Here is a 7,071-nt window from a genome sequence, read left to right as displayed (position 1 = left end):
ATCATCTTGGGCAGGTTGTAGACGACGCTCTGGTAGCGGCCGAATTCCTGCAGCGCCTTACCGGTCACCGGCTCCAGCTCGATGTCGGTCGGCATGTTCTGGGGCTCACCCCAGGTCACCTCGGGACGCGTCATGCCGACGCCGACGCGGACCACACCGAAGTTGAGGTCCTTGCCGTCGGGCTTGCGCTCCCACATGCGTGAGCTGCCGACCGCGGCGGCCAGCGTGGTGGGCGCCGGGTGGTACCACCGGTAGTTGGCGTCCATGCTGTCGGCCGACTCGTGGGCGGTCTCGCGCAGCATGTCCAGCATCAGCATGAACTGGGCGCGCATCGCGTCCAGCTTGGGCCGGCTCATCTGCTGCTGACCGCCGAATCGGCCGCCGAACATCATCATCGCGACGCCACCGATCATGAAGATCGGGAAGATCGCGCCGGCGCCGCCGAACACGCGCGAGCCGCTGCCGAAGACCATTGCGACCATGCCGATCAGCAGGCCGATCACCAGGACGCCGACGATGATCAGCCACACGGGCTTGCCCTCGGGCGGCGGAATGCTCAGGGGCGTCGGAAGGACGATGTTCTCCGGCTTGATGACCGGAGGCTTCTCCGGTGTCGGCCGTGCAAACCCGCGTTTCACTTAGGTACCGCCAATTCTCCTGGGGACATATCCATCGGTAGGGTGTCGTGCTCCACGAGCGCGTCCGCGCGCGACAAGGTCGGGCCTTGCGGGAGCAGCCGCAGCGCCACCCACGGCGCCAGGCTCGGTTTGGTCTTGAGGCCCAACGCCTCACGCACGTCGCGGGTGTCGTCGACCCCGAACCGGGCGCCGGCGTCCGTCACCCACCACAGCGATTCCGTCGTCTTGGCGCCCGGGTCGTTGCCGGTGACGGCCACGAAGTTTCCGTAGTCGGGCCCGAAGAAGACCTGGTCGGCCACGCGGCCCGTCGTGTCGGCCTTGACCAGCGAGACCACCTTGTTCTCGTCCTTGGCCGCCACCGGGATGGTCGGGCCGGACACCACCTGGATGCGGGCCCGGTTTTCACCGGAGGTCTTCTGCCACCACCAGCAGGTCGACGGGTTCTCGCGGATGTCCGAGACGTTCAGCGGGGCGTCCGGGTAGGAGGACAGATCCAGCTTGTTGACCACGGGCATCTTCGCCAGGGCGGACGGTTCGACGGTCACCGGTTTGGTGTTGCCCGGCCCGGCGTTCTGCAGAATCTGGGCCACCAACGGCGGGAGGGTCTGCACGCCGTCGGCCAGCACCAGCGAATATTGTTGCGGCCCACTGATTTGCGGTGTGACGATCACCGTGCCGATCGGGCCGGGCGCGTTCGGGAAGGATGCGCCGGCGCCCGCGTTCGGGATCTGGGGCACGGTCAGTTCGGGTCCCACCGGCAACGCGTCGAACAGGGCGCGGCTCATGGGCTTGGCCTGGCCGACCTGCTCGGGCGTCAGGCCCAGCGGCAACAGCACCGACCGGTTGGTCGCATCGATCCGTGACCGGCGTCCCTCCCGGATCACCCACGCGTCCCCGCCGTAGTTCAGCACCACCGCGTCCGACCCGTTCAGCACGCGCCGGTGGTTGCTGAGGTCGGGGTTCCCGTCGATGACGGTCACCGTCACGCCGGACGGTGCGCTGACACCGGTCGAGGTGGCGACGGTGTCACACACCAGCCACGACGACGTGGCCGGGCTGGTGGTGTGGAAGTTCGACGGCGCGCCCGGGATGCCCACCATCGGGCCGCGCGGCAGGCTGGCGATCTGGTTGGACTTGACCAGGTGCGGGTTGTCCGGGCGGCCGGTGATCAGGCGCGCCGACGCCAGGTTCAGCGCCGGATACAACCGGTCACCCACGCGGACGTACAGGGCGCCGGAGTCACGGTCGGCGATGATCGGCGAATCCCCGACCTGGCCGGCCGGGCTGAGGAAGGAGTACAGCAAGGCGCCCAGGCAGATCACCAGCGCCGCCGACACCGACGCCACCACGGCCAGCGTCTGGCGCCGCCCCGGCTCGACCTCCATGCGGACGCGCCAGCGGGTGAGCGCCATTGCGGTGCGGCGAGCGAGGAACTGGTAGCCGGTCACCTGGGTCCGCGTCGACAGCCCGAGGCCATACCCCGACCCGCGCTGCCCGCGACTCTCTTCCGCCACTTAATTCACCATCCGGTCTGCTAGAACGCCTGGATATTGTCCTGTGAAAATTTCCGCTGCGCGAATTACATCGACAACCGTAAGGCACCGGTACGGGCCTCGCCACGCGGCGACGATGACGTTCGCTGCTGCATCTGCTTCATCTGCGGGCGTCCGGTCGTCGGCAGCTCGCCGGGCCGCCGGCGTGCGCCACGCGCCAGGCGCCGTTGAGCTGGCACTTTTTGTTCCCCGCCGATCCCGCCCGGACTCCTCATGTCTCTGAGGGCATCGTAATGGCGAATGGCGCGCCCGTCCTGTCGAGCGTGCGCCCTCGGCGCACGGCGCGACGCAGCACCGGCCGGCAAACCGGGCGGCGGCGGTCGCGGGCCGGGTCGCCGCCTCTCCCCGATTGGTCGGCGGGCGATTTCTGGCACCAAGATGAGCGGTATGAGTGAGCTCGCGCCGTCGCTGGTCGAACTTGCCAGGCGATACGGCATCGCGACCGAGTATCAGGACTGGACCGGGCGGCGGGTGCTCGTCGCCGAGGCCACGCTGGTGGCCGTGCTGGCCGCGCTCGGCGTGGCGGCCGGAACCGAGCAGGAGCGCAACGTGGCCCTGGCCGCGAAGCTGCGGTCGCATTGGGCGCGGCGGCTGCCTGCGACCATCGTCGGCCGGACCGGCGAGCAGGCCCGGTTCTGGGTGCACGTGACCCACGGCGACCCCGCCGAGGTGTGGTTAGAGCTCGAAGACGGCACCGTGCGCGGCGGGATCCAGCAGGTGGACAACTTCACCCCGCCGTTCGAACTGAACGGGCGCTGGGTGGGCGAGGCCAGCTTCGTACTGCCGCCCGACCTGCCGCTGGGCTACCACCGGGTGCACCTGCGGTCCGGCGACGGCGAGACCAGCACCGCGCTGATCATGACGCCGGACTGGCTCGGGCTGCCGGAGCGGCTCGGGGCCCGGCGCGGCTGGGGGCTGGCCGCCCAGCTCTACAGCGTGCGGTCGAGCCAGTCCTGGGGGGTCGGCGACCTGACGGACCTGACGGACCTGGCGGTGTGGTCGGCGACGCGGCACGGCGCCGACTACTTGTTGGTCAATCCGCTGCATGCCGCCGCTCCGACGACCCCCATGGAGCCCTCGCCCTACCTGCCTACCTCGCGGCGCTTCGTCAACCCCCTCTACCTTCACGTCGAGGCGATCCCCGAGTTCGCCGCGCTGCCCAAGCGAAGCCGGGTGCGGCGGCTGCGCTTCGACATGCAACAGCGCGCCGCCCGACTGGACTCGATCGACCGCGACAGCGCGTGGGCGGCCAAGCGCGCCGCGCTCGAGCTGCTGCATCGGGTGCCGCGGTCGGCGGGCCGCGAACTTTCCTACGAAGCCTTCCGCGCCCGTGAAGGCCGCGCGCTCGACGACTTCGCCACCTGGTGCGCCCTGGCCGAGAAATACGGCGCCGACTGGCATTCCTGGCCGCAGAAGCTGCGGCATCCCCAGGCGAGCGGTGTCGCAGGTTTTGTCGAAAAGCATTCGGACACGGTCGATTTCCACCGGTGGCTGCAATGGCAACTCGATGAGCAACTCGCCGCGGCGCAGTCGCGGGCGGTCCGGGCCGGAATGGCGCTGGGCGTGATGCACGACCTGGCGGTCGGCGTGCATCCCGACGGCGCCGACGCGTGGGCGCTGCAGGATGTGCTGGCGCTGGGCGTCACCGCCGGTGCCCCGCCCGACGAGTTCAACCAACTCGGCCAGGACTGGTCCCAGCCGCCGTGGCGGCCGGATCGGCTGGATGCGGAGGAATACCGCCCCTTTCGGGCGTTGATCCGCTCGGTGCTGCGGCATGCCGGTGGTGTGCGGATCGACCACATCATCGGGCTGTTCCGGCTCTGGTGGATCCCGGAGGGCGCACCGCCCACCGAGGGCACCTACGTTCGCTACGACCACGAGGCGATGATCGGCATCGTCGCGTTGGAAGCACACCGCGCCGGCGCGCTGGTCGTCGGCGAGGACCTCGGCACGGTCGAACCGTGGGTGCGCGACTACCTGCTGCTGCGCGGGTTGCTCGGCACATCGATCCTCTGGTTCGAGCTCGACCGCGACGGGGCCGGCGGCCCGCTGCCGGCCGAGCGCTGGCGCGAGTACTGCCTGTCGTCGGTGACCACCCACGATCTGCCGCCGACGGCCGGCTACCTGGCGGGCGACCACGTGCGGCTGCGCGAGTCGCTTGGACTGCTGACCCGCCCCGCTGAAGACGAGCTTGCCGCCGACAGGGCCGAGCTCGCGGCCTGGCTGGCCGAGTTGCGGCGGGTGGGGCTGCTCGGCGACGCCGACACCGACGAGGAAAGCATCATCTGTGCCTTGTACCGGTATCTGGGGCGGACCCCGTCGCGCCTGGTGGGCGTGGCCCTGACCGACGCGGTGGGTGACCGGCGGACCCAGAACCAGCCCGGGACCACCGACGAGTACCCCAACTGGCGGGTGCCGCTGACCGGCCCCGATGGCCGCCCGGTGCTCCTGGAGGACGTGTTCACCGATGTCCGGGCGGCCACCCTCGCCGAGGCCGTGCGCAGCGCAATCGCGCCCACGGACGTCGATAGCGCGCCTGTTAGCTTCTGAGGCCAATAAGGTTTCCGCCGTGTACGGCCGCGCGACCCGGCCTAGCGGCAGCTATTGAGGTGCGGTCGTTAACTGGGGCAGACCTGCTTGACCCAGCCGTCGACGGTCTTGTTGTTTTTCGTGTAATCCGGGTCATCGAAGTGCGCGCCACCCGTGGTGACGAAGTGTTCGATGGCGTCTTTGACGGAAGCCGGCGGGTTGTACCGCTCCAGGGTGTCAGCGGCCTTGCGCGCGGCGTCCTTGTCCGATGCGGCGAGCAGATCCACATTCGCCCCGGTGACGTCGACACATTGGCTGGAATCCAAGGTCGCGACTGCCGGCGCGTTTGCCGTGCTGGTATCGCTGGACGCCGCGGATGCCGACGTAGTAGCTGTGGTGGTCGAACTGCTGCTTGCAGCCGAACTCGATCCCGAACTCGCGGGTTTGCTGCTGGAGCAGCCGGTCATTAGTGCTGTGGCAACTACGAGGGCCATAAACAACCACCGACGGGTCATACAATCCTCCAACTCGATTTGTAATTTTCATTTGCCGGGATGTCGCCCGTATTTCAGGCCGGCAACCGGACGCCGTACGATAACCCGGTATTCGCGGGACCGTTGAGTTTTTCGCGTTCGAATTCATTTTGCTGAAACGTGTCCACGTACGAATTCGGCCCTCACCGCTTAGCCCGAAGCCCGACGGCGACGGCGACCGCTCCGGCGTTCCGCGGGCGTTCGCCGTCAACCCGGTTGAGATAGTTCGGGCCGCCCGGTTCGACGACACGACCCGATCCAGCGGCCTTCCAGAAGACTCTGCGCCAACTCACAGCGGGCGTCCATAAACCGCATCTTCGGTGTAAGCGCCTGATTCGTCGGGCAGTTGCGGTGTTGAGGGCCGGTGCGGCGGGCGGATTTCGCCCGAATCGGACCGTCGGCAGCGAAAGTACGTCGCCCCGGGCTCGGGACGCGGCGTTTCTTCCTGATCGTGTCCAATTTCTACAAGTCGACCCGTGTAAATTCGGCCTCGTGACGAACACCGAACAACGGAACTCAGACGTCAATCCGGCCGGCGGCGTGTCGACACTGAGAGTGGGCACGCCGCTGCAGTCTCCCCCGGACTACCGCAACGAGATTCACACCGCCGAGGACGTCATCGACGTGGAGACCTACGGTGGCGGCTTCGACCTCACCCGCCGGGCCACCGCCCCGAAGCTGCGCGTCGGCCGCGACCGGTGGTTCAATCTGCTCTGGCTGATACCCATCGGCTTTGCCCTGCTGATCGCCGGTGTGGCCGTGGGCAAGGGCCTGCACAACATGCCGGCGGTGCAGTCGTTCATCCAGCGTCATCCCGGCACGGACCGCTCCGGCGTCGCTCCCGGCCTGCCGGCCTGGATCGGCTGGACGCACTTCTTCAACCTGTTCATGATGATGTTCATCATCAGGACGGGAATCCAGATCCTCTGCGACCATCCCCGGCTCTATTTCAGCCGCAACGCCACCCCGGGTAAGGACGAGTGGCTGCGGGTCGGTCCGCCCGTGCCGGACGACGAGCTGTGGACGGCCAACGCCGACACCGTCGCCCTCCCACCGCAATTGGGCCTGCCCGGCTTCCGGCACTCGATCGGGCTGGCCCGGTGGTGGCACCTCGGCGTGGACGTGCTGTGGCTCGTCGACGGGGCGGTCTTCTATGTGCTCCTGTTCGCCACCGGGCAGTGGCGCCACATCGTGCCGACCAGCTGGGACGTCTTCCCCAACGCGGCGTCGGTGGCCATTCAATATCTGTCGCTGGACTGGCCGACCGACAACGGCTGGGTCGCCTACAACGGCCTGCAGTTGTTGTCCTACTTCACCACGGTTTTCATCGCCGCGCCCGCGGCTTTGATCACCGGCCTGGGAATGTCGCCCGCGTTGTCGCAGCGGGTGCACTGGCTCAGCAAGCGGCTGAGCATTCAGCACGCGCGATCGCTGCATTTCGTGGTGCTCGTCTATTTCCTGTTCTTCATCCTGGTGCACGTCACGATGGTGTTGACGACCAGTGCGCTGCGAAACCTCAACCACATGTTCGCCTCGCGCGACGACAACAGCTGGGTGGGTTTCTGGATCTTCGCCGCGGCCATGGTGGTGACGGCGATCGCCTGGGTTTGGGCCACTCCCTTCACCATTCGTCATCCGCGGGTGATTCAGCGGGTCGGGTACGCGCTGGTGGGCCCGTTCCAGCGAATGCTTGAACAGCTCGACCCCAAGCCCGGCGCCTTCACCGAAAAGGACATCTCGCCGCATCATTGGCGCAACGGGCGCCTGCCGGAGACCGTCGAGTACAAAGAGCTGGAGGCAAACGACTTCAAGGACTGG

The 7,071-nt window shown here is 67.9% G+C and carries 4 protein-coding genes and 1 pseudogene; 2 read left to right on the top strand and 3 right to left on the bottom strand.

The features are described 5' to 3' along the window. Together A9X03_RS23540 and eccB are read right to left on the bottom strand one after the other, a co-directional pair. Positions 1 to 638: pseudogene (locus A9X03_RS23540) on the bottom strand (type VII secretion protein EccC); the annotation flags it as partial. After that, positions 635 to 2,152, bottom strand: coding sequence for a type VII secretion protein EccB (eccB, locus tag A9X03_RS23535; protein ID WP_067748001.1), 1,518 nt, complete (start codon positions 2,150 to 2,152; stop codon positions 635 to 637). The pseudogene A9X03_RS23540 and the gene eccB, both read right to left, overlap by 4 nt. A gap of 426 nt (positions 2,153 to 2,578) precedes the next feature. Here eccB and malQ point away from each other — a divergent pair, with 426 nt between their 5' ends. Next, positions 2,579 to 4,741, top strand: coding sequence for a 4-alpha-glucanotransferase (gene malQ, locus A9X03_RS23530; protein WP_068263259.1), 2,163 nt, complete (start codon positions 2,579 to 2,581; stop codon positions 4,739 to 4,741). Between the two features lie 68 nt (positions 4,742 to 4,809). Here the strand turns inward: malQ and A9X03_RS23525 are convergent, their stop codons facing one another. Next, on the bottom strand, positions 4,810 to 5,046 hold the full coding sequence (locus tag A9X03_RS23525) for a hypothetical protein (RefSeq protein ID WP_156669876.1): 237 nt from the start codon (positions 5,044 to 5,046) through the stop codon (positions 4,810 to 4,812). Between the two features lie 762 nt (positions 5,047 to 5,808). Between A9X03_RS23525 and A9X03_RS23520 the strand changes: the two genes are divergently transcribed. Next, positions 5,809 to 7,071, top strand: a 1,263-nt coding sequence (locus tag A9X03_RS23520) for a cytochrome b/b6 domain-containing protein (RefSeq protein ID WP_068263262.1), incomplete at its 3' end; no start/stop codon positions are given.

The sequence above is a fragment of the Mycobacterium sp. E1715 genome, from assembly GCF_001667625.1.
Classification (GTDB): domain Bacteria; phylum Actinomycetota; class Actinomycetes; order Mycobacteriales; family Mycobacteriaceae; genus Mycobacterium.
This window is presented reverse-complemented; position numbering and strand designations above follow the sequence as displayed.